This window comes from Lysinibacillus sp. FSL M8-0216 (assembly GCF_038595555.1).
GTDB lineage: Bacteria > Bacillota > Bacilli > Bacillales_A > Planococcaceae > Lysinibacillus > Lysinibacillus fusiformis.
In genome coordinates, this window is sequence record NZ_CP152007.1 from 3,459,299 (window position 1) to 3,480,180 (window position 20,882).

Genomic DNA, 20,882 nt, shown 5'->3' on the forward strand with positions numbered 1-20,882 from the left:
TACCAATACTAAAATAACGTTTTTTGTTCAAAAAATGTTCAAATTCAATGTATCTTTACTATCATTTTCATAACAAAATTATGTTTTTTCTTAAAAACAGGGCGTATAATCCAATGTGCAAACAACGACAAGCTGTGACAATCGTTATAGACATGTACGTATGTGAAACGATTGCACAAATCATTGATTTTGCTAACGCTTGCATTAGACCAATCAACTTCAAGATTTATGTTTCATATTGAACCATGCCATTGTAAATTCTTAAGTTGTTGATTGGTACGCCAAGATAAAAGAGGTGACCTCAGTATCCACTATTTATAAATGTGAACTGACAAAAAACACATGAATTTTATGAATAGCCGTTCTATAGAAAGGAGTCAAACATGAAGAAAAAATTAAGTTTAATGTTTGTAGCATTGGGTGCCCTTGCACTACTTGCTGGATGTGAGCCATTAACAGTGTTCAATCCTAAAGGACCAAATGCAGAAACATTATCAAACACAATTATTTTATCCATTATTACAATGGCCTTTATATTACTAGTCGTGTATGTGCTTTTAGCCTTTATGCTAACTAAATATCGTGCGTCAAAAGCATCTGCAGATTATGAGCCACCTCATGAAGAGGGTAGCCATCTTCTAGAAATCACATGGACAGTAATTCCTATTATTATTGTTGCATTCTTGGCTGTTGTAACTGTAAGAACAACATCTACTGTAGAGGCTCAGCCAGCAGGATATGACGATAAAGAACCTTTAGTAATTTATGCATCATCATCAAACTGGAAATGGCATTTTAGTTACCCTGAAGAAGGTGTTGAAACAGTTAACTATGTCAATCTTCCAGTGGATCGTCCAATTGAGTTTAAATTATACTCATTCGGTCCGATTACAAGTTTCTGGATTCCTCAATTAGCAGGTCAAAAATATGCCATGAGTGATATGTTAACAACTATCCACCTTGCAGCAGATGAAGTGGGTTCATTCATGGGACGTAACTCTAACTTCAATGGACGTGGATTTGCAGAAATGGAATTTGAAGCACAATCTATGACACAAGAAGACTTCGATAAATGGGTTGCTGATGTTAAAGCAAAAGAAAAACCATTAACAGAAGAAAAATTTGATGAGCTATTAAAGGCTGAGCATGTTGGTCGCCAAAGCTTCTCATCTACACACTTAGAATTCAGCCCTGCCCCAATGGAACATGGTAAAAACATGAAAATGGGTGACATGGACCATGGTGACATGTCTGAAGAAGATATGAATAATGAACATTCAGGTCATTAATTTACATTTAACTTTGAACGAGTAGAATATTAATTTTTAATTTTGAAAGGAGCGCATCCAATGAGTATGGAAGAATTATTCCATCCAATGCAAGAACCGATGATTTTAGCGGCAGCTATTAGTATCGTAGTTGGAGCAGTCGTTATCGTAGCTGGCCTTACTTATTTCAAAAAATGGGGCTATTTCTACAAAAACTGGCTATCAACTGTTGACCATAAAAAAATCGGGATTATGTATATCGCTGTAGCATTATTAATGCTATTCCGCGGTGGTATCGATGCACTATTAATGCGTGCACAAACAGCTGTTCCGGATAACGGGCTTCTTGATGCACAACATTATAATGAAATTTTCACAACACACGGTTTATTAATGATTTTATTTATGGCGATGCCATTTGTTATTGGTTTAATGAACATTGTCATCCCACTTCAAATTGGTGCACGTGACGTTGCTTTCCCACGTTTAAATGCTGTCAGCTTTTGGCTATTCGCAGCAGGTGCTGGTTTATTAAACTTATCATTCATTATCGGTGGTTCACCAGACGCTGGTTGGACAGCCTACTTCCCTCTTGCCAGTACGGATTTCAGTCCGACTGTAGGGAATAACTATTATTCTTTAGCACTTCAATTATCAGGTATTGGTACATTAATGACAGGTGTTAACTTCATCACGACTATTATTAAAATGCGTGCACCTGGTATGAAATTAATGAAAATGCCAATGTTTACTTGGTCGATTTTAATTACAAACGTAATTATTGTATTCGCATTCCCAGTATTAACTGTAGCGCTTGCTCTTATGATGTTAGACCGTCAATTCGGTACTAAATTCTTTGCAATGCAAGACGGCGGTATGGATATGCTTTGGGCCAACCTATTCTGGGTTTGGGGACATCCTGAAGTTTATATCGTTATTCTACCTGCTTTCGGTATTTTCTCAGAAATCATTGCAACATTTGCGCGTAAAAACTTGTACGGCTATAAATCAATGGTTATGAGTATGGTTGTCATTTCTTTACTATCATTCGTAGTTTGGGCCCACCACTTCTATACAATGGGTCACGGGGTAATGGTAAACAGCGTATTCTCTATTACAACAATGGCAATCGCCGTTCCAACCGGTGTTAAAATATTTAACTGGCTACTGACGATGAGGAACGGGAAAATTCAATTTACAACACCGATGCTTTATGCTCTTGGCTTTATTCCAATCTTCACAATTGGTGGGGTTACAGGGGTAATGCTAGCGATGGCAAGTGCTGACTATCAATATCATAATACGATGTTCTTAGTTGCCCACTTCCACTACGTTTTAATTCCAGGTACAGTATTCGGTGTACTTGCAGGTTACCACTACTGGTGGCCAAAAATGTTCGGTTTCCGTTTAAATGAAAAATTAGGGAAAACTGCGTTCTGGTTCATTGCAATCAGCTTCAACGTAACATTCTTCCCACTATTCATTTTAGGTTTAGATGGTTATGCTCGTCGTATGTACACTTACTCAGAATCAACAGGCTATGGACCATTGAACATGTTATCATTCGTTGGTGCTTTAGGACTTGCAGTCGGCTTTGCGCTGATCGTTTATAATATCTACTACAGCTGGAAACATATGCCTCGTAATGAAAAGGCAGATGTATGGGAAGGTCGTACACTTGAATGGGCTACTCATTCTCCAGTACCAGAATACAACTTTGCAGTTGTTCCAACTGTTACTCGCTTAGATGAATTCTGGTTCGCGAAAAAAGAAGGTCGCGATATTACAGCAGGTAAAATTGAAAAAATTCACATGCCAAATAATACAGGCACACCTTTCTGGATGAGTGGATTCTTCTTCCTTGCAGCATTCTTCGCTGTATTCAATCTATGGGTGCCAGCCATCATTAGTATGCTTGGTGTATTTGGCTTCATGATCCATCGTTCTTTCGAAAAAGACCATGGTCGTTATATTTCAGTTGAGGAAGTCATGGCAACTGAGAAAAGCTTGAGAGGTGATAAATAATATGAAAATCGATTCTTCACTTCCATTAGAATATAGTACAGAGGAAAATCGCCTAAAAATCTTTGGTTTCTGGATTTTCCTTGGCGCCGAGATCGTGTTATTTGCCACATTGTTTACTGTGTATTTCACACTTCACACACGGACAGGTAGTGGCCCGAATGGTGCTGAAATCTTTGAGTTAACACCAGTTTTATGGGAAACATTCTTATTATTAACAAGTAGTTTCACAATTGGTCTGGGTGTTCATGCAATGCGTATTGGTCGTAAAAAGGCAATGATGACTTTCTTCATCATTACCCTTTTACTCGGCTTAGGTTTCTTAGCTATTGAGATTGATGAGTTCATCACTTATGTACATGAAGGTGCGACAATTCAAACAAGCGCATTCCTGTCATCATTAATGACATTACTTGGAACACACGGTGCCCACGTAACATTTGGTTTCTTCTGGGGCCTAGCTATCATTATCCAAGTAGCTAAACGTGGTTTAAATCCACAAACAGCGAACAAAGCGTTTATCTTCTCATTGTACTGGCATTTCCTAGACGTTGTTTGGATTTTCATCTTCAGCTTCGTCTATTTGAAAGGACTGATTAGCTGATGAAGGAATTATTCCCAAAACAACATGTCATGGGCTTCGGCTTCTCACTATTACTGACACTTGTCGCTTTAGCCGTTGTAACCTTTGATATGAGTTATAAAGTGGCATTTGCTATTTTACTTGTCACTGCCCTTGCACAAGCAACTGTACAGTTAGTGTTATTCATGCACATCGGTGAATCTGAAGATAAGAAAACGTTATATACAACGATTTTATATTCAGTATTCGTAGGTGTTGTAACAATCATTGGTACATTGTTCGCCATGATCTGGGGTTACTAAGCAATTACATGTAGATATTTTCGAGCTTATTGAAAAGCTCCTCAAAAAGCTGTCACCTACTTTCGTATTAAACGATTGGTTGGTGACAGCTTTTTTATTAATTTTCATGCTTCTTTCTGGTCATTATTGCAAGATTATTGTTTTTTTACTAAGTATTTAGATACATTTTATAGAATAACGAAACTTTTCCTTTTCTTGGGCGTATATTAGTAGATAGTGTTTTTTACCAAGAATAGGAGATGAAAGTAATGAAGAAGATTTTTAAAGTACTAGCAGTTGGAACACTAGCATTGACGCTTGCTGCTTGTAATTCAAGTGCCACACCTACGAAAGACACAACTAAAACTAGCAACCTCACTTTAGAACAAGTGTATGACAAGGCAGTGGATCGTCAGTCTGACATTAAAAGTGCTAGTGCCAATATGGATATGACACAGGTAACGAAGGTTGGATCTGGTGAAGAGGCGATGGAGTTCTCTATTAACTCTAAAATGGAAATGGACATTATCGTCGACCCACTAGCAATGCATTTATCAGGCTCTATGTCGATGCCAGATATGATGAGTGAAGGCCAAGAAACAACGGACATGCCTATTGAAATGTATATGAAAAAAGACGCTGGCCTTTTCATGAAAGATGTGACTACAGACAGCTGGTTAAAGCTTCCTGATGAGAACTTTGATGCTATTTTAGATCAAACGGCTGCTTCTGCTGACGCTAAAGAACAGTTAGAACAACTTAAAAAGTTTATTAATGATTTTACATTTGAACAAACCGATAAAGAATATGTCCTTACATTAGAAGCAAAAGGTGATAAATTTAAAGAGCTAATTGATTCTGAGATTAATAAATCAATAGAGGACATGGGATTAGAAGAAAACCCTATGGATCAATTAACAATCGAAAAAATCAACTATGTGCTACACATTGATAAAGAGACTTTCGATACGAAAAAAATGGATATGAATTTTGATTTAAAAATGGCAGTAGAAGGCGATGAATTGTTAATGAATACAAAATCAGTCGTTACTTATACTGATTTCAATCATCTTAAAACAATTGATATTCCTCAAAGCATTGTAGATAACGCACAAACAATCGAATAATAAACAAACCTGCTTGTCATCTATCTACAAGCAGGTTTGTTTTGTCTTTATCCATATAAATATGACGAAGATTTCCGTAAAATTATCGAACGATTAATACATCACAATGAGCATGACGTACTACTTTTTCTGCTACAGACCCTAGCATCATTTTTTCCATTCGATTTAACCCGGTTGCCCCACATACGATCAAATCAACATTCGTAAGCTGTGTCAAGATCCCCTTTGGCGAACCCGTTTCTACTACAGATTCTACACTTTGAACACCTGTCTGAACCACTTGCTTTTCTAAGCTTTCCATTTTGCTCTTGTTTTCTTTCTTCAATTCTTCCGCATATTTTAAATCATATGCTGACACCGCTCCAAAAGATTTTGTATCAATCACATTCACTAATTGCAAAGTAGCATTGTGTTGCATTGCTACTTGACTCGCTCTTTCTAAAGCCTTCAATGATTGTTCTGAGAAATCAATTGCTACTGCGATTTTAAAATAATTAGCCATATTTAGTCCTCTCCATTCATCATGCCATTCCATGTTTTCACAAATATTATATCATAACGGTATTCTGTATAGTTTATCGTCATCGGGTTGAGGATTGCCGCGTCCATCCGTATTATTACTAATAAAGTATAAGTAGCTACCATCCATAAAAACATCTCGTATTCTTCCAAATTCCGATAGTAGCATATCTTGTTTTTTCATGTTTACATCAAATGTTAGCACCGCAGTCCCCCTTAGTGCTGCAGCATATAAATGATCATCTACTACAGTAATACCAGATGGCGCCCACGTTTTCGTCGAGCCTGAGGTAAATAGTGGCGTGACCATATGTTGCTGTTTGTCTGTTCCCTCCATAAGTGGCCAACCATAATTCTTCCCTTTTTCAATCATGTTGATTTCGTCATTGGCCGCATTGCCATGTTCGCTTGCGTACATCGTACCATCCGTTGCCCATGCTAATCCCTGCGGATTTCGATGCCCATAGCTATACACATAAGAACGAGGAAAAGGATTATCATTCGGTATGGAACCGTCCAAATTGAGTCGTAAAATCTTTCCTTCCAATGCATCTAAATCCTGTGCTAAAGATGGCTGAGTGGCATCTCCGACAGTAACATACAATTTCCTATCGGGACCTATTTTTAAACGTCCGCCATGATGATATGTACCGCTCTGTATTCGATCAATTAAGAGATCTGTTTCCTGCCACTTATTATCGATTAGCGTTAATGTTACAACCCGATTAAATTGTGCTGATCCCTCTTCATACGTATAGTAAGCATAAGCAATATGGGTTGTCGTAAAATCAGGAGATAACACAAATCCTAGGAGGCCAGCTTCAGGAGCTGTCGATAATTCCTTCTTTAATAGGACCTGTTGTCTTGCAACTTCACCTTCCATGATCTTCACAATATTGCCTGGTCTTTCTGTTACATATAATGCTGTATCGCTTTTTTCAATCGACCAAGGTGTTCGTAATTGCTTCGCTATTATTTCAACGTTTGGAATGACTTTTGAGGGTTCTTCTTGTTTTACCATCCTCTCATTCTTCTCCTTGGTAGAAGTACAGGCCGCACACATAAAAATGGCTAGCAGCAAAATGGGAATCATTCGCTTCATCTTGTCTCCTCCTTTTTTGAAAATAGAAAAAGACGTCGGCCCTAGACGTCTCTTTTACTTATTTTTATACTTTCAAACATAATTATTTCACCAAATGTTTTTGTGTGCTCTAGTACTTTAAGATAAGCTTCTTTTCGATGGATGAGTCGTTCTTGTCGTAATTTTTGATAGGAATAATAAAAATCATCTATTGTTATTTTATCCATAAACTCACCTCTTATAGTAGTGTATGCTAACACTATTATAAGGTTGGTAAATTCTTACGACAATTCTATTTTCTATTTTTGATTATAAGTTCCCAAAAATCCAAGGATAAAAGACATACGATTTCTCGAAAGAATATACATATTTATCTAATTAGTTGATAAAAAAAGGCAATACTTTTTCTTCTACAACTTGTTCACCCGCCTGTATCCATCTACTTTTATCATGAATATGCCCATCCTTATCAAGCGGCGTCTGGAACTGACTAGCTCCTGTAGCATCCAGTAAAGAGCCTTCATCATAATCTAAACCAACGTTAGCAACATGTTTAATAACAAACGGCTTTTGAAATCGAATTTGGGCATCTTCATTATCTAATTCCCCAACTGTTACGATAAAGGGCACGCGCAAATAGATCGTTTCGCCGCCACCTCTCCATAGTACCGCGTCAAAGCTCCCTTTATGATACTCCCAATTCCCACCAATTGTAAAACCGCGATCAATAATATGATCTCGCAAATAACCATAGCCTATCTCTTTTCCAACTATTTTTGAATCAAACTGTAGCAATTTGAAACCTCCTCCTTTCACTTAATAAAAGTCTATCCTAAAAAGAGGAATTACAAACTATTTCTCGCATTCAGCAAAAAAATCCCGAAGCCCTAAACTAACAAGGTATCGAGATTTTCGTCAATATTTATAAAGGAACTGACACTGTTCGATTTAAAACATATTTAGCGGCTTCTACATATTCTGTAACAGTTCTTAGGCTAACCGTGGCAGTTGGCACTAAGCTTTCAAAGCCATGATAGCATCCTGGATATAAATGAAACTCAACATCGACACCTGCCTGACAGAGCTTCGTTACATATTGTAACGTTTCATCACGGAACGGATCTAGCTGACCAACACATGTGTAAGTAAAGGGAAGCCCAGTTAAGTCATCGGCTCTTGCAGCAGCAGCGTATGGTGGCACATTGTCACTACCGTTTTCTCCATTTAAATACATTTCCCATCCCTTTTGATTAAGGGAATGGTTCCAGATCATATGACCAGTAATTTCTAAGGCGGATGGTGTATTATTCCGATCATCTATCATTGGATATAAAGGCATTTGGAAGCTAAGCTTTGGATAATTGCGATCACGTGCTAGCAATGCAAGAGCAGCGGTTAGCCCACCCCCAGCACTTGCCCCGGCTATCCCTATACGTTGATTATCAATCCTTAGTGCATCTGCATGATCTGCCACCCATTTTAACGCAGTATAACAATCTTCGAGTGGTACTGGGTAAGGATACTCAGGTGCAAGTCTGTAGTCTACTGATACAACGACGCACTTTGCATCTGTAACGAAGCGCTGACAAAGCAAATCATCGCCCTCTGGAGCTCCTAAAACATAGCCACCTCCATGAATCCACACCAATGCTGGGTAAATTTCACTTTGGTCTTTTGGCTGGTAGATTCTAATGCGCAGTGCAACACCCTCTTCAGGTCCTTGAATCATTTTATTAGTAACTATAATCTGCTCGTCTATTGTTGCTGGTACAGCTACAGCCGCCATCCCATCTCTTGTAGCTTGTACATTGTCTAAGTCTAAAGGTGGAAAAACAGCTAATAATTCTTTTAGTTCCGGATCAATACGATGTTCCATTAAGCTTCATCCTCTCTTTTATCAATTCTTTATGATGTAAGTCCGCCATCAATTGTCACAACTGCACCATTCATATAGGAAGACTCCTGCGAAATTAAGAAAGCGATTACATTTGCGATTTCAGTAGGGTTTGCTAATCTTCTTAGAGGCCCATTCTCCTCAGGGCCTGTTTCAAGTCCCTTTGTCATGTTGGTCCTAACACCACCGGGGCATATAGCATTTACGCGGACGCCGCTAGGTCCATATTCTATAGCAGCCGTTTTAGTTAGCCCGATGACACCATGCTTGCTTGCCGAATAGCCTCCCATATAGGGCTGCCCTTGTATTCCAGCAGCTGAGGCGGTATTCACGATGACACCTGATTGTTGTTGTTCCATCTCTTTTAGCACATACTTTAAACCTAAAAATGCCCCTTTCAGATTGACCGAGATTACACGATCAAACATCTCCTCATCTAAATCACCTAACAATGTGGGTGGACTTAAAATGCCCGCATTGTTAATGAAAGCATCAATTCGACCAAAAGCCTGCTTGGCAGCATCCACATACTTCCTTACATCTTGACTGTTGGAAACATCTGCTTGGACAAAAATGGCCTGCTGCTGATGCTCTTTCACAGCTTTTAAAGTGTCCTGACCACTCCTTTCATCAAAATCTACTAATATTAATGCCTTGTTTTTTGTCGCTAGTAGTTTAGCTGTTTCTCTACCTATTCCGCTTCCCGCACCAGTAATAATCACTACTTGCTGCTCCATATTATTTATGCTCCTTCCTCAGACACTATGATATAGATTTTAATTTTAATAGCTGAAAGCCTTCATAATTATTTTGGGCAACTTCCTGACAGCGTTTTGTGTAATAATCGAAGCCACCTAGATAGATTAAGAAGCTACGTGGTTTCCCTGCAATATTTGAGCCTGTATACCACGAATCGCCTTTTACATATAATGTTTCATTCGCAATCTCTCGACAATGTTTACTCCATGCCTGCTCTGCCTCCGCATTTGTCTCCATGACATCGATATCATGTTCACGTAAATAATCGATGCATTGTGCTATCCATTCTACATGTTGCTCTATAGCGATTGGCATATTTACAAGGACAGAAGGACTTTCTGGACCTGTAATCATAAATAGATTTGGAAAGCTGGCTGTAGCTAGTCCAAGATAGGTTTGAACAGATGCACCATTTTCCCATTTGTCTTTTAATGTCACGCCATTCCTTCCACGAATATCTATTTTAAATAAGGGACCCGTCATGCCGTCATAGCCCGTTGCAAATATGATAATATCTAACTCGAAATGATCGCTAGCTGTTTGGACCCCTGTTTCAGTAATCTCTAAGATGGGCGATTCCTTTACATCCACCAGTAAAACATTATCTCTGTTATAGGTTTCAAAATAATCGCTATCTAAAACTTGTCTTTTTGTACCATACATATACTTGGGACATAACTTCTCTGCAACGGTCGGATCTTGAACAGTTTCGCGTATTTTAGAACGAATAAATGCTGCCGCCTTTTCATTCGACTGTTCATTTGTTAATAAATCCTTGTAAGTCGATGCAAAGGCAAAACCGCCTTGTGCCCATGCTTCCTCAAAAACTTCCTGTCTATGATGATCACTATCCTCAATGGCAGATGGGTAGTTATAGGCAAAAGGGGTGCCTGAAACAGAATTCCTCATTGCATGCTTCAGATTTTCGAAATTCCCCTTAGTCTCTCGTATAAAGTCTTCATCATACAGATGATTACGAGCAGGAATTGTATACTGTGGTGTTCGTTGAAAGACGGTTAAATGCTTGGCTTCTTTAGCAATTACCGGAATGGCTTGAATACCACTGGAGCCCGTTCCAATAATCCCTACTCTTTTGCCTGTGAAATCTACCTTTTCATGTGGCCAATGCCCGGTATGGTACCATTTTCCACTAAACTGATCTAACCCTTGAAACTTAGGAACATTCGCTGCAGAAAGGCAGCCTATCCCTGTAATAAAATACTTCGCTAAAACTTGATGCCCATCATTTAGATGAACCAGCCATTTATGCTGTTCCTCATCAAAATGTGCCGCCTTGACGCGTGTGTTGAATTGAATATTGGATCGTAATTTTAAACGATCTGCCACATAGTTTAAATACCGTAATATTTCTTCTTGCTCAGGAAATCTAGATGTCCACGTCCATTCTTCATATAATTCTTTAGAGAAAGTATAATTATAATAAATACTTTCAATGTCACATCTAGCACCAGGATATCGATTCCAATACCAAACGCCTCCTACACCATCACCAGTTTCATAGACGATCGTTGAAAATCCTTTACTCTTTAATTGATGTAACATATATAAGCCTGCAAATCCTGCGCCTAGAATAACTGCATCTACCTCTTTAATTGGTTGATTTTTCACATCATTCCCCCTCATCTAATAAATTCTCAAGTGAACATTAAGAAAAAAATAGCTTTTCTTAACATAAATGCTACAACTTACAGAAAATATTGAAAATTCCTTATTTTAAGCGTAGTATATACTTAAAAAAGGGGATAGGTCATGTCCAATCTCTATACCATTCAAAAACGTTTCGACACTGTGCAAAACTATTCCAATCACGAAGAGTTGTTGATTCACATTTTGCAGGTATATCTAGATTCTTTTCCGATTAAGGATGCTTATTTATTAAGGTATTCACCGATAGGCTTTGTCGCTGAAGGTATTATTTTTTTAAATGAAGAAGGTGGCAGTCATATCGGAGAAATTCGTGAGGAAATACGAAGCTTCCCTATTATTTATTCAGCTATCGTTGAGAAAAAAGCTAAATTTTGTACGGGCATGGACTATTTAAAAAACATTAGTATTAAATATTCCATCTCCTCTCAAAACAACGCTTTTTTAATTGTTCCTATCTTTATTGGACATTATGTGTTTGGTTATATTTGCAGTACACAAATAGATATGGATAAAATAACTGAAAAGCTACTAGATGACTTTACAGCCTTTGGCAATGTGATTGGTCAGCTCATCATTCAAGCTAGAGACCATAAAAAGGGAAGTATACTTAGTAAGAGGGAATTAGAGGTCATGAGACAAATTGCTTTAGGAGATAGTACGAAGGAAATGGCCGATTTTATGAATTTAAGTGAATTAACGATCAATCAATACGTAAAATCCGCCATCAAAAAGTTACAGGCCAAAAATCGCACTCATGCCATCAGTATTTTATATCAAGAGGGAGTTATTTAATAGGGGGAACAGACCACTCCCCCTTTAGCCTATCGAATTAGGCATCTGAATCGAAAATAAGCTAATACATTCATTCCCAATATGCCTTCATTAAATCCGTTGACCATGCTGGCTGTTTAATAACTCCTTTCGGTAGGAATTCTTTCATCACTGGCTTCATGTCTATAATAGGCGTCCCATCAATGGCATCAAGTCCTTTTACAATCAAAGTCCTCTGTTTGACCTCTACCAATTCAACCATCGTAATGCCTATTTTATTAGGTCTATTTTTCCCTCTTTGTGCGAAAATGCCGACCTTTGGATAGTTTTGATTATTTCTTGGATGCCTTGCTTCATACTGAATTTGTTCGTCTGAAACCTGATCAAAATAAAAAATGATCTCTATATGAGAAAAATCTTCTAATCCTTTCAACGACTCTTCATGCAAATTTTCTGAGAGTTCAATGGTTGAAATAATTTCTCCCCAATGATCATCTTTTATTGTTTTCCGGCTATTGCTAACTGTAGCAACTGGTTGAATCATATATTGCATTCCATCATCCCCATTCCCTAATTCCAGTATATAGGAATAAATAAAAAAAAGGTGATTAACGTATTAATCACCCGACGTTCCATAATCCTTGATGGTTACGTTCACTTCACATTTTATAGGTACCTCACTAAATATCTCATCCCAATCTTTTTTTATCTTTTCCCATTCTTTCGGATACTTAATTCTTATTTTATTGCCGAATCCTGAAACATCTGTTTGATATTCCTGTTGAAGCTTTTCCGACGTTTTCATGACTAATCGTTCAATTTCTTGCTCGATTGTTTTCTCTGCTTTTTTTAAAAATTTATTATTAAATGCTTTATCTGACAGTACCCAATGTTCAGCAATTCTTCCTTCAGATTGAATTTTTACTGTAAAAGAAATATGGTCACCCTCTACTTTTGGTACAATCTTACTTTTCATAGACATGATTTCATAAACGATAGGTGAGCTCGAGTCTTCATCAAAACTCTTTACTAAACCTCCTTCACCTTTCCCTGTGATCCATGAAATACCCTCTAAGTCACTTTCATTCAGAAAACCTCGAAGCTTTTTAGTTTTCCCATCAATGACAGCAGCGCCTACAAATTTCACTTCTCCATCTTCTGAAATAACGTTTTGTAATAAAAAGCTTGAATCCGAATATAATTTTCCTTCTAATTTCGCAATGGTCATAGGTGGCAAAATTTTAGTTGTTCTTTCATGCCCCTCCATCATCTCAACTAATTGAAAGGCAGGGATTTTCGTTGGCTCATTCGTTTCAAGTGTATCACTTGCCCGCCCCTGAGCAATAAGAAGAAGTCCGCTTGGTCGTATTTCGAGCTCTCTTAGAAAAAAGTCCAACAATTGTTGCAGGTTAATGGTGCTAGCAAGTTCATCGCCAATAATGGTGACCTTGGAATGCTCCGCAAATGAATGTTTGTCTGACTTTAATAGCATATTTCGTAAAGTAGGTAAAACAACATCCCCTGTTTCAGAAACATTTTTATATGCCTTTTCTCGTAATGTTCCATCTTTCATTCCAGTAACAGTTGTCTCAGAAGTGACCAATTGATTCGTAACGGTAAGCAATGTTCTATTAGCATATTTAGCCTCTGTTTGTTCCTCAGTGGTAGCCTCTCCTGTTGCTAAATCTAATGAGGTACCAACAATCAATCCTAAATCCTCAATCTCTTTACTACTCCAGCAGCCAGTAAGTAGGAGAGATACCATTACCATAAGAGAAATACGCAAATATTGATAGAGTCTCATCATGTTTTATCGCCTTTCAGTTTTGATATAAGGAGTAAGGTTATGGGTAGTACACCAAATAAAAATAACGCAGCATGACCGATTTTATCGCCAAACTTAAACAAGTCATTAATATTTTTAGGTGTCATCGCGATAATATAAATAATCGGTAATAACCCATATAGAAAAGGGTGCATGCTTTTCTTAAAAAGCTGAGATAATCCTAGAGCGGCAGCATAATAGGTAATGGTGAAGGTAGCAAAGATTTGCATAATCCATATAACAAGTAAAAATGATTCGAAGCGCTCAAAAATTAATCCTGGAATTTCAAAACTCCGCATGAGTTCGATTGTTGGCCATGTTCTTGTCATGACCCCTTCGATGGAAAGAGCGCCTATCACCATTACAACTGTAATAACATAAAAAAGTAATGGAATCGCTATGCCCACTAAGACGACTTTGACTGCTTTCTTTTTATCAGATGGGTACATAAATGCCACTAAGAGCAGCATAATCTCAGGGCCTAGAAACGCTAAAGTCGCCGTTTTGATTCCTTTCAATATCGGAACGACTCCCATCCCTAAAACAGGTCGAAGATGATCGATTTCAAAGATTCCTAAGCTTAAAAAAGCGACAAGTAAAAAAATCACAAAGGTAATGGGAAATATAATTTCGAATAAACGACCGATTGAATTAATCCCACCACTCACCAAATAGAGCCCCACCCATAAAAAAGGCAAAATTATAGCCCATGTGGGTGTTCCCTCCAATAAAAAGAGGGAGGTTACTTCAGCCATGATTCGAACCTCAAATGCAGAAATCGTAAAGAAATAAGTAATGACAAGCGCGCTAATCAACCAGCCTAGCCATTTCCCAACAATATCTTGATTGTATTGATAAAATGTCTTATCTGGATATTGTTGACTTAGCTTGACGATAATCACACCTGCAATCATGGCGACAAGACCGCCTAAAAAAACACTAATCCATACATCTGGTGTTTTCACCTTCTCTACCGAGGCACGAGGCAAGGTGAGAATGCCAGTTGCAAGAATATAATTAATAATAATGACTATTGTTTGGGACGTCGTAATTTTATCTTTTGGACTGGTGATCATGGCTACTATTTTCCTTTCCTCGTATTTCCCCTTTACGAACAGAATCTTTTGGCTGTAATAATTTTGGTCGGCGTTTCATCATCATTAATGGCATACGTACCATAAAATCTTTCCAATCCCCTGCTCTATATGGGACAGTTGGACTAACATAAGGAACACCAAAACTCTTCAGCTTCACTAAATGACTGCACAGGAACAGGAAAAATAAAATGACCCCGTAAAGACCAAATATTGCAGCGAAAAACATGGCCACAAATCGGAGCATTCGTAATGTAATCCCAGCGTTATATTGAGGGATGGCAAAGGATGAAATAGCGGTTAAAGCAACGACGATCACCATAATCGGACTTACAATTCCAGCTTGGACGGCGGCTTCTCCAATAACAAGACCTCCGACGATCCCCATTGTAGGACCTATCGGTTTGGGCAAGCGAAGTCCAGCTTCTCGTAAAATTTCGATTGCTACCTCCATAATAAGCGCCTCGATTAACGCAGGAAATGGAACTCCTTCCCTTGTGGACATCATGGACAGTGCTAGCTTAGTTGGGATTAATCCCTGATGGAACGACACAAAAGCAATATACATGGATGGACCAAAAAGAGTAATCCCAGCTGCTAAGTATCGTAGAAGACGGATAAGCGAACTAGCAAACCATCGTTCATAATAATCTTCCGGCGATTGTAGTAGCATATTAATGGTAACTGGTACAATTAAAGCAAATGGTGTGCCATCTAATATAATGGCAACTCGCCCCTCCATTAATGCCCCATACACGCGATCAGGACGCTCCGTGTTCTGCACTTGTGTAAAGGGGCTCAGAAAATTATCTTCAATTAATTGCTCTATATAGCCCGATTCTAATAGGTTATCAAGATCGATTGTTTGTATCCGTTTTTTTACCTCCTCCACCAACTCTGGATCTACTATCTCATCCATATAGGCAATGACTAGCTCCTTTTTTACCCTCTCCCCTACCGCCATCTGAATGATAGATAATTGCTGATTTTCACCTTGCTGTCTTAGAAGAGCTGTATTGTCACTTAATCTTTCTGTAAAGCCTACTCTTGGCCCTCTAACTACCGCTTCTGAAATAGGCTCTTCAATATTTCGCGTCTTGCCATTTATCGTACAAAGTAATAAAGCATTAGGCATACCATCTACAAATAAAGCTGTATATCCTGTTAGTACTTTACTTATTGTTCCTTGCATCGTTGATTCTTCTAGGACATCACCGATAGGTATATTATTTTTCATGAGGTTCTGTATATTTCCTTTTTCTGTTAAATCAGAGGCGGATATGTCCGAAAAACGCTCCATAATCGAAGTCAAAATATGCTCTTCGATTTGCATTTTATCTGCCAGTCCTTCCAGAAAAACGATGGCCGCACGAATATCAGTATTTCCTATGTGAAACTCTCTAAAGTGGGCATCCCAATTATGCCCAATTTCTTTTTTTATTCGTTCAAAATCTTTGTTAAAATCACCTGTTAGCGGGTCGACTGTTTCTTGACTAAATGGCTGATCTGCTTCCTTTTGGTTCGTGTATTCCTTCATATCGATCTTGCCATTCTTCTTTTTTTCAAGTATTAAACCATTAAATAATTTGAAAATCAAAAATGGAATAATGAATGCTAAAAAACCCTGCATAAAAACTTGCCAATGTGGTATGTAGGATATTATCCTTTCCCACATAATGATCACCCTCTTTAATACAATCGAACATAGAATTACTACATGTTTTTATCATTATCTAAGCAGTCCTATTTTAAACTTCTAAACGTCAACATCTTTCCATGACAAAGTGCTCGCATTGAGGCGTGTTTTTAGCTTAATGATTAAATTCATGGGCTTTCCTCAGCCCTTTATATCCCCTTTTATTTATCCGAATCATTGAAATCTATAAAATAAGATATGGTATACTAGCTACTATGAAAAATTAGAAGGTGACATATATGCTAGAAGTTAATGAAAGTAAATTAGCACACTATAGTATCCATTTTTTGAGCGAGTCGACACTTCTTTTAGGAGAAGAGGAATTTACACAGCCGGAGCTCATGCTAGAGGCTGCCTTTACACAGCTTGCATTTAGTAAAATAGAGCTGGAGCAGCAATATGAATTTTTCCATGAAACAGATATAGAGCTGAATGAAGTTTTTGCCTATTCCCAAAAAATATTTGAGCAGGACAGTAGCTTTCTTGAACAATCTCAAAATATGGCGAAGCACTTACATAGTGTATCCCAGCACCCAAATATTAAAAGCGGAGAGCTATTTATTGGCTTGTTTGAAAATTGTTTTCTATTAAATGAGGTTAAAAAGGTCATTGCCATTGTTAAAATTGATGAAAAAGAAATGTTTTTAGATGTCAAAAATGACAATAATAAAATGATCATTCATGGTGTGGATGGCATTAATGTGAAAAAAATTAATAATATGGCGATCATCGTAGATATGGGACAAGAGCAACCCCCTGCTGTATTTATAAAGACGAAGCGAAAAGAGGATATTGTCTATTGGCAGGAACGATTTTTAAAAATTAAAGCAGCAGATGAGCATTACCATAAAACTGATTTAGCGCTTAATGAATGCAAGAAGTATATTTTAAAAGAAGAGAATTACTCGAACACAGAGAAGCTAGGCTTTTTAAATAAAACGTTAGATTATTTTAGAAATGAAGAGGAATTTCAAGTTGACCATTATATTGACACTGTATTTAAGCAAGCGGATGCTACCCAAAAGGATATCCTCGTCAATTCAGTCAAACCTTATGAAACCGTTATTTCTGACAGCGCACTAGAAAAAGCTGAAAAGAAATATAAACGCAAAATAAAGCTTGATTCCAAAATTGAAATTCAAGTCAATATTCAGCATATCGATCAAATAGACGAGCTGATTGAAGTTGGCTATGATGAGGCAACAAATCGAAAATTTTATAAAATTTATTTCCAGGATGAAATATAAATAAGGGATGCCTTTCGAGAAGTTCACACACGATGGTTGTAGTGCTATCGCTTGACCGAGTAATGAGAATCAATGGCTTACCCTTATTTCATTATAAAAAAGGCATTCCCTTAAAAAGGGATGCCTTTTTTTGCCTTAGAAACCACCACCATATTCTTTTTAAATTTTTCTTAAAGAAGATAAAACTTTTTCCTTTGGTAAAACGTCTAATAATTGGTAACAGAAGTTAACCTAAAGGAGAATGGATAAAAATGAAAAAACCTTTTAAGAAAACTTGGATTTTAGCTTCCGCATTAACACTAGGAATGGCCGTAATGACCCCGCTTCAAGCTGGTGCAACATCAGTGGATACAACTAAACAAGTCACTATACAAGTAGAACAAAAGATAAAAGGTACCATTAAGTACTTTGATGGCGATGGCCTTTCTATTAAAGGAGCTGACGGCAAAAATTATTTTATTGGCTTACACAAATTCTCTGACAAGCAAATCGAAAAATTGAAGCTAGTAGAAGGACAGGAAATCGCTGTTGAAGGAAGCATTGTAGAAGATTACTCAGATTTCTATACTTTTGATGTGTATAAAAAAAGCTTACCTAAAGAAGTCACAAAAGAAGAATTAGTTCAATTAGAAAAGCTCTTCACTGACATGAAAAAAGCAGAAAAAGAAGAGAATTATGAAGAAATGGACCGAGTTTATGAGGCCATGAATAAAATTACAAGACCTTATGAATTGGCAAATTGGCAGCCTGAGCCTTTTGAAGAATTCATTAATGAAGCTGCTTTTGCTGAGCAAAACATCGTCATCAAAAAACAAGATAAAGAACAGCTTAAAGCACTTTATGATGATTGGGTAAAATTCACTAAAGAAGATAAATCAGATGAGGCACAAGAAAAAATAGATAAAATCTTTACTATTTTAGAGGCATACTTCCAAGAGCTATATCCTCCACTAACGTTTGAGCAGTATATGACTGATATGGATTTAGACATAACAAAAGAGGATCTCGTAAAGCTAAAGGCGATTTATGAGGAGGCTCAAAAAGCTGATAAAGATAAAAACGAAGAGCTTTCCATCAAGCTATGGGATCAATTCTACGAAGTCATTAATTCATATTATAAGCCAGTTTCCTTTGAAGAATATATGTCAGATATCGAATTTGACATTAGCGAATCGGATTACACAAAATTAAAACAGCTCTATGAGGAAGCAAATGCCTTAGATCAAAAAGGTGAAGATGAAAAGGCTGCTGCCCAATGGGAAGCCTTTTATAAAATTTTAGATCCCTATTATTTGGCAAATAGAGACATTCTGATTTCGGCATCGAAATTAATCATTCACGGGAATGACTTACTTCCAGAACAAACAAAATAATATTATTAGGGCTCTCCTATTTACTATAGGAGTAGCCCTTTTCTCTTATATGACAAAATTGTCATGTATTCTATGGAATAGTCATGTTAATCGATAGTTTGACCATAAATTGCTTGATATAGTAATCCTTGTTGTAACAAGCAATTTATATGTTAAGGAGAAATGAGCATGACATTATTTATTAAAAAATCTGTGATGATTGCTGTAATGCTAGTATTTTGTACGATGTTACCACAATTCGCACATGCAACATCCAAAGAAAAAATCCGTAAAATTGAACACTTTATTGAGGAACAACAAGCTCTTAGTAAAATCCCTGGCCTTTCAGTAATTATTGTTGATAAGGGGGTAACCGTTTATCAAAAAGGATTTGGGTATGCAGATACGAAGTCAAAGACACCCGTCACTTCAGATACTCTTTTTGAGCTAGGCTCGACATCTAAAGCCTTTACTGGCCTTGCCATTCTCCAATTGGAAAAAAAGGGAGTACTGAAACGTTCAGATGATATTCAAACATATATCCCATGGCTAACGTTAACCTATAATGGAAAAAAAGAAGTTATAACGATTCAGCAATTACTGTCGCATACAAGTGGGATTCCTTCTAATTCCATAGTTCAAATTCCAGAAAGCACTGACAAAAACGCCCTTGAACAAACGGTCAAAACATTACTACATCAAACATTAAATCGAAAACCAGGAAGCTCTTTTGAATATGCAACGATTAATTACGATGTGTTAGGACTACTCATTGAACAAGTATCCAAAATGCCCTATGATCAATACGTCAAACATAAAATTTTAGAACCTATCGGTATGTATGAATCGTTTGTAGGAATTCATCAAGTAGAATCCCCTCATATGGCTTCGGGTTATAAAATAGGGCTTATGAAAGAGCGACCTTTTACAGCCCCTATCTACCGAGGAAATATCCCTGCTGGCTATATCATCAGTAACGCAAATGATATTGCAAAATGGTTGAAATTACAGTTAGGCAATAGTGACATTTATTCGATTGACGCTAACACCATTAAAGAATCCCATACCCCTGACCACTCTGTAGAACCTTTTGATACAAATACTTTTTATGCTACTGGTTGGGCAGTGGTTGACAATGAAAACAAGCCCTACATTTACCATGCTGGAGAAAATCCGACGTTTACATCGTATTTCATGATGCAGCCTGATGAGCAAATAGGGGTTGCAATTTTAGCCAATATGAATACAAGCTCGACAACTGCTATCGGCCAAGGAATCATGGATTTGTGGGAAGGTAAAACAACAGCTCCCCAACATGCTAATAGCTATCAAAAGCTAGATAAAATCGTCACGATAATAAGTATCATTATAATAGGAATCTGTCTAATCCTTTGCTATCTTTTAATCAAAACGGCCACCAATATTTATAAAAAAAGACGCCAATTGACTAAGCTAACTAACAAGAAAATAATTTTATTAATGGTCCATTCATTACTCGTTGCCATCCTGATAACAGCGATTTTTATGGCACCAGAAGTATTACTTGGCGGTTTAAATTGGACCTTTATTAAGGTGTGGGCACCGACCTCTATATCGGTATTATTGGTTAGCATTATAATGGCTTGTATTCTATATTTAACATGGGGGATTATACTCATTATGACAAAAAGGAAAGTGCTAGATTAATTGTATATG

20 protein-coding genes are annotated in these 20,882 nt (G+C 37.4%); 9 read left to right on the top strand and 11 right to left on the bottom strand.

Annotated features, from left to right (window positions below; translation table 11 throughout):
- Nucleotides 1–383: 383 nt before the first annotated feature.
- From qoxA to MKX57_RS17035, 5 genes are all read left to right on the top strand, one after another.
- Complete coding sequence (qoxA, locus tag MKX57_RS17015) at nucleotides 384–1,289, top strand: cytochrome aa3 quinol oxidase subunit II (protein WP_008180850.1); 906 nt, start codon at nucleotides 384–386, stop codon at nucleotides 1,287–1,289.
- 60 nt (nucleotides 1,290–1,349) lie between these two features.
- On the top strand, nucleotides 1,350–3,293 hold the full coding sequence (gene qoxB / locus MKX57_RS17020) for a cytochrome aa3 quinol oxidase subunit I (protein WP_089986698.1): 1,944 nt from the start codon (nucleotides 1,350–1,352) through the stop codon (nucleotides 3,291–3,293).
- A gap of 1 nt (nucleotide 3,294) precedes the next feature.
- Complete coding sequence (qoxC, locus tag MKX57_RS17025) at nucleotides 3,295–3,894, top strand: cytochrome aa3 quinol oxidase subunit III (RefSeq protein WP_025114588.1); 600 nt, start codon at nucleotides 3,295–3,297, stop codon at nucleotides 3,892–3,894.
- Nucleotides 3,894–4,175 carry a cytochrome aa3 quinol oxidase subunit IV gene (qoxD, locus tag MKX57_RS17030; protein ID WP_008180843.1) on the top strand — a complete coding sequence of 94 codons (282 nt, stop codon included), beginning with the start codon at nucleotides 3,894–3,896 and terminating at the stop codon, nucleotides 4,173–4,175. Before qoxC ends, qoxD begins: the two co-directional genes overlap by 1 nt.
- Before the next feature lie 248 nt (nucleotides 4,176–4,423).
- Complete coding sequence (locus tag MKX57_RS17035; RefSeq protein WP_036119322.1) at nucleotides 4,424–5,281, top strand: DUF6612 family protein; 858 nt, start codon at nucleotides 4,424–4,426, stop codon at nucleotides 5,279–5,281.
- An 82-nt stretch (nucleotides 5,282–5,363) separates the two neighbouring features.
- Here MKX57_RS17035 and MKX57_RS17040 read toward each other — a convergent pair whose 3' ends face one another.
- The 7 genes from MKX57_RS17040 to MKX57_RS17070 all read right to left on the bottom strand — a co-directional run bounded on the left by MKX57_RS17040 (nucleotide 5,364) and on the right by MKX57_RS17070 (nucleotide 11,163).
- Nucleotides 5,364–5,783 carry a universal stress protein gene (locus tag MKX57_RS17040; protein WP_090002889.1) on the bottom strand — a complete coding sequence of 140 codons (420 nt, stop codon included), beginning with the start codon at nucleotides 5,781–5,783 and terminating at the stop codon, nucleotides 5,364–5,366.
- A 51-nt stretch (nucleotides 5,784–5,834) separates the two neighbouring features.
- Nucleotides 5,835–6,902 (bottom strand): PQQ-dependent sugar dehydrogenase, encoded by a 1,068-nt coding sequence (locus tag MKX57_RS17045; protein WP_107922037.1) that lies wholly within the window; start codon nucleotides 6,900–6,902, stop codon nucleotides 5,835–5,837.
- Nucleotides 6,903–6,943: 41 nt separating this feature from the next.
- On the bottom strand, nucleotides 6,944–7,108 hold the full coding sequence (locus MKX57_RS17050; RefSeq protein ID WP_008180835.1) for a hypothetical protein: 165 nt from the start codon (nucleotides 7,106–7,108) through the stop codon (nucleotides 6,944–6,946).
- Nucleotides 7,109–7,259: 151 nt separating this feature from the next.
- Nucleotides 7,260–7,676 (bottom strand): YugN family protein, encoded by a 417-nt coding sequence (locus MKX57_RS17055; protein WP_089986701.1) that lies wholly within the window; start codon nucleotides 7,674–7,676, stop codon nucleotides 7,260–7,262.
- 127 nt (nucleotides 7,677–7,803) lie between these two features.
- Nucleotides 7,804–8,757 carry an alpha/beta hydrolase gene (locus MKX57_RS17060; RefSeq protein WP_090002887.1) on the bottom strand — a complete coding sequence of 318 codons (954 nt, stop codon included), beginning with the start codon at nucleotides 8,755–8,757 and terminating at the stop codon, nucleotides 7,804–7,806.
- Nucleotides 8,758–8,786: 29 nt separating this feature from the next.
- The gene (locus tag MKX57_RS17065; protein ID WP_107922034.1) at nucleotides 8,787–9,512 is read right to left on the bottom strand and encodes an SDR family oxidoreductase; all 726 of its coding nucleotides are present in this window, start codon (nucleotides 9,510–9,512) and stop codon (nucleotides 8,787–8,789) included.
- Nucleotides 9,513–9,537: 25 nt separating this feature from the next.
- A complete protein-coding gene (locus MKX57_RS17070; protein ID WP_342550434.1) occupies nucleotides 9,538–11,163 on the bottom strand; it encodes an NAD(P)/FAD-dependent oxidoreductase in 1,626 nt (541 codons plus the stop codon).
- A 141-nt stretch (nucleotides 11,164–11,304) separates the two neighbouring features.
- On the opposite strand from MKX57_RS17070, the gene MKX57_RS17075 reads away from it, so the two are divergent.
- Nucleotides 11,305–11,994, top strand: coding sequence for a helix-turn-helix transcriptional regulator (locus tag MKX57_RS17075; RefSeq protein ID WP_008180826.1), 690 nt, complete (start codon nucleotides 11,305–11,307; stop codon nucleotides 11,992–11,994).
- Nucleotides 11,995–12,064: 70 nt separating this feature from the next.
- On the opposite strand, the gene tsaA is transcribed toward MKX57_RS17075, so the two are convergent.
- The 4 genes from tsaA to MKX57_RS17095 all read right to left on the bottom strand — a co-directional run bounded on the left by tsaA (nucleotide 12,065) and on the right by MKX57_RS17095 (nucleotide 16,567).
- Nucleotides 12,065–12,526: a tRNA (N6-threonylcarbamoyladenosine(37)-N6)-methyltransferase TrmO gene (tsaA, locus tag MKX57_RS17080; RefSeq protein ID WP_090002884.1), complete on the bottom strand. Its 462-nt coding sequence runs from the start codon at nucleotides 12,524–12,526 to the stop codon at nucleotides 12,065–12,067.
- A gap of 63 nt (nucleotides 12,527–12,589) precedes the next feature.
- Complete coding sequence (locus MKX57_RS17085) at nucleotides 12,590–13,780, bottom strand: Ger(x)C family spore germination protein (RefSeq protein WP_171365522.1); 1,191 nt, start codon at nucleotides 13,778–13,780, stop codon at nucleotides 12,590–12,592.
- Nucleotides 13,777–14,874, bottom strand: a complete 1,098-nt coding sequence (locus MKX57_RS17090) for a spore germination protein (RefSeq protein WP_008180822.1) — start codon at nucleotides 14,872–14,874, stop codon at nucleotides 13,777–13,779. The genes MKX57_RS17085 and MKX57_RS17090 overlap by 4 nt, the downstream gene beginning before the upstream one ends.
- Nucleotides 14,852–16,567 carry a spore germination protein gene (locus tag MKX57_RS17095; protein WP_239355011.1) on the bottom strand — a complete coding sequence of 572 codons (1,716 nt, stop codon included), beginning with the start codon at nucleotides 16,565–16,567 and terminating at the stop codon, nucleotides 14,852–14,854. Before MKX57_RS17095 ends, MKX57_RS17090 begins: the two co-directional genes overlap by 23 nt.
- Nucleotides 16,568–16,827: 260 nt before the next feature.
- Here MKX57_RS17095 and MKX57_RS17100 point away from each other — a divergent pair, with 260 nt between their 5' ends.
- From MKX57_RS17100 to MKX57_RS17110, 3 genes are all read left to right on the top strand, one after another.
- Nucleotides 16,828–17,835 (top strand): hypothetical protein, encoded by a 1,008-nt coding sequence (locus MKX57_RS17100; protein WP_342550435.1) that lies wholly within the window; start codon nucleotides 16,828–16,830, stop codon nucleotides 17,833–17,835.
- A gap of 251 nt (nucleotides 17,836–18,086) precedes the next feature.
- Nucleotides 18,087–19,208, top strand: a complete 1,122-nt coding sequence (locus MKX57_RS17105; RefSeq protein WP_342550436.1) for a hypothetical protein — start codon at nucleotides 18,087–18,089, stop codon at nucleotides 19,206–19,208.
- Nucleotides 19,209–19,376: 168 nt separating this feature from the next.
- Complete coding sequence (locus tag MKX57_RS17110; RefSeq protein ID WP_342530274.1) at nucleotides 19,377–20,873, top strand: serine hydrolase domain-containing protein; 1,497 nt, start codon at nucleotides 19,377–19,379, stop codon at nucleotides 20,871–20,873.
- The last annotated feature ends 9 nt before the right edge of the window (nucleotides 20,874–20,882 follow it).

Excerpts from the sequence above, each read along its gene's own strand:
- qoxC (WP_025114588.1), top strand. The coding sequence starts at position 3,295 with ATGAAAATCGATTCTTCACTTCCATTAGAATATAGTACAGAGGAAAAT.
- MKX57_RS17050 (WP_008180835.1), bottom strand. The coding sequence starts at position 7,108 with ATGGATAAAATAACAATAGATGATTTTTATTATTCCTATCAAAAATTA.
- tsaA (WP_090002884.1), bottom strand. The coding sequence starts at position 12,526 with ATGCAATATATGATTCAACCAGTTGCTACAGTTAGCAATAGCCGGAAA.
- qoxA (WP_008180850.1), top strand. The coding sequence starts at position 384 with ATGAAGAAAAAATTAAGTTTAATGTTTGTAGCATTGGGTGCCCTTGCA.
- qoxB (WP_089986698.1), top strand. The coding sequence starts at position 1,350 with ATGAGTATGGAAGAATTATTCCATCCAATGCAAGAACCGATGATTTTA.
- MKX57_RS17045 (WP_107922037.1), bottom strand. The coding sequence starts at position 6,902 with ATGAAGCGAATGATTCCCATTTTGCTGCTAGCCATTTTTATGTGTGCG.
- MKX57_RS17085 (WP_171365522.1), bottom strand. The coding sequence starts at position 13,780 with ATGATGAGACTCTATCAATATTTGCGTATTTCTCTTATGGTAATGGTA.
- MKX57_RS17100 (WP_342550435.1), top strand. The coding sequence starts at position 16,828 with ATGCTAGAAGTTAATGAAAGTAAATTAGCACACTATAGTATCCATTTT.
- MKX57_RS17040 (WP_090002889.1), bottom strand. The coding sequence starts at position 5,783 with ATGGCTAATTATTTTAAAATCGCAGTAGCAATTGATTTCTCAGAACAA.
- MKX57_RS17090 (WP_008180822.1), bottom strand. The coding sequence starts at position 14,874 with ATGATCACCAGTCCAAAAGATAAAATTACGACGTCCCAAACAATAGTC.
- MKX57_RS17060 (WP_090002887.1), bottom strand. The coding sequence starts at position 8,757 with ATGGAACATCGTATTGATCCGGAACTAAAAGAATTATTAGCTGTTTTT.
- MKX57_RS17065 (WP_107922034.1), bottom strand. The coding sequence starts at position 9,512 with ATGGAGCAGCAAGTAGTGATTATTACTGGTGCGGGAAGCGGAATAGGT.
- MKX57_RS17110 (WP_342530274.1), top strand. The coding sequence starts at position 19,377 with ATGACATTATTTATTAAAAAATCTGTGATGATTGCTGTAATGCTAGTA.
- MKX57_RS17095 (WP_239355011.1), bottom strand. The coding sequence starts at position 16,567 with ATGTGGGAAAGGATAATATCCTACATACCACATTGGCAAGTTTTTATG.
- MKX57_RS17035 (WP_036119322.1), top strand. The coding sequence starts at position 4,424 with ATGAAGAAGATTTTTAAAGTACTAGCAGTTGGAACACTAGCATTGACG.
- MKX57_RS17105 (WP_342550436.1), top strand. The coding sequence starts at position 18,087 with ATGAAAAAACCTTTTAAGAAAACTTGGATTTTAGCTTCCGCATTAACA.
- qoxD (WP_008180843.1), top strand. The coding sequence starts at position 3,894 with ATGAAGGAATTATTCCCAAAACAACATGTCATGGGCTTCGGCTTCTCA.
- MKX57_RS17075 (WP_008180826.1), top strand. The coding sequence starts at position 11,305 with ATGTCCAATCTCTATACCATTCAAAAACGTTTCGACACTGTGCAAAAC.